At 40.2% G+C, this 1,278-nt stretch carries 1 protein-coding gene and 2 pseudogenes; 1 reads left to right on the top strand and 2 read right to left on the bottom strand.

From position 1 onward, the window contains the following. Positions 1-445, bottom strand: a pseudogene (locus tag E0E16_RS13405) (hypothetical protein); the annotation flags it as partial. Between the two features lie 250 nt (positions 446-695). Between E0E16_RS13405 and E0E16_RS13400 the strand changes: the two are divergent. Then, positions 696-1,118, top strand: coding sequence for a GPW/gp25 family protein (locus tag E0E16_RS13400; protein WP_028901269.1), 423 nt, complete (start codon positions 696-698; stop codon positions 1,116-1,118). Here E0E16_RS13400 and E0E16_RS14010 read toward each other — a convergent pair. Further along, positions 1,099-1,278 (bottom strand): annotated as a pseudogene (locus E0E16_RS14010) (hypothetical protein); the annotation flags it as partial. The gene E0E16_RS13400 and the pseudogene E0E16_RS14010 overlap by 20 nt on opposite strands.

Genomic DNA, 1,278 nt, shown 5'->3' with positions numbered 1-1,278 from the left:
TAAGACCGAGGTTGTCGAGTTGCTTCCAATCAATCTTCGACTCATCAATGACTGTGGCGTTCTTCTTTTTCGGCAGATAATCGTTAAAGGATACTCCAATCTCTGTCAGTTGCTGTTTGTTTTCGGGCTTATCACGGCTTTCCAGCATGGTGCGCAGGTTGTCCACGCTCTGCTCAACGTTGTTTGCCACTATCTTATACAGTCCGAAACGAGTCGGGTTATTGAACTGTTTGAGGAAGTTGGTCATGAAGTTTTTCAGAAGTCCGTCCTTGTTGTTGAACTTCAAGAACGCTGCTTGATTGGCAGCGATTGCCTCAGTTGTTTTAAGGTTTCCCTTGTCGTCGATACCCGATACTACGGAGAGTTTTCCCGCTTCCTTTTCGTTCTTCACTTCCGTGCGGTCTTCCAAGACAAGCACATAGTTGTCATTGTTGTTTGATTCCATAATTGTTTGTTATTGAGTGAATAAATTGCTATCAAGCAGCAAAAATATAGGTATATAAAGAAGGAGAAAAATTTTCGGGAAAAACGGGAAGCATAATGGAAAAGAAGGAAAAACAACACTTCTTCCCTTTTATTCCACATAAAGGGAAGAAATATTATATTTTTGCGCATAAAAACTTGGTTATCTGGATGTAATGTATTATATTTGCAACTGCCCCATTGGGGGTGAACTTAATAAACTAAAGTGCACAATGGATTATTTGAAGATTCCATTAGATTTGTCTGTCGCTTTGAAGGGGACTTTGGCGAGATGCTCCCCCGAAGAATCTATTGCGCAAAATATAATGCTGTTAATCGTGTCACATCCCGGAGAAATTTTCGGGAAATATGAATATGGATCGATTATTTGGGAGTTGGAATTCAATCAACTGGTTAAAGTCAGAGATTGGGAAGAAACGGTAAGAAATTCCCTCGTGCAATCAATCACGGCTTATGAGCGACGGCTAAAAGATGTTCGTGTGGATGTGCATCTTTCTGAGATAGAGGAGGACCTGTTGGGAAAGAATCCCAATATTCGCCGTCAAGCCAGTATTACGGTTCATGCCCAGATAGAATCAACAGACATTCCTTTTGTTTTTAACACTTTGGTTTATATCAGTCCTTTATCTCAATAAATCTTTGTATCATGGCGACAGATAAGAATTTTAGGGTCAGTCGTAAAACCCAGTTGCATCCCCTCCCTCTCATGCACATAATTTCATAAGTATTTGTTACCTTTGCATTATGAATAGCGAACAATTGTTGCGTTGTATCTTTCCAGAGATACTCGCAGAT

The sequence above is a fragment of the Prevotella rectalis genome, assembly GCF_900607215.1.
GTDB classification, from domain to species: Bacteria; Bacteroidota; Bacteroidia; order Bacteroidales; family Bacteroidaceae; genus Prevotella; species Prevotella brunnea.
This window is presented reverse-complemented; position numbering and strand designations above follow the sequence as displayed.

Coding starts and splice junctions, on each gene's coding strand:
- E0E16_RS13400 (WP_028901269.1), top strand. CDS start 696: ATGGATTATTTGAAGATTCCATTAGATTTGTCTGTCGCTTTGAAGGGG.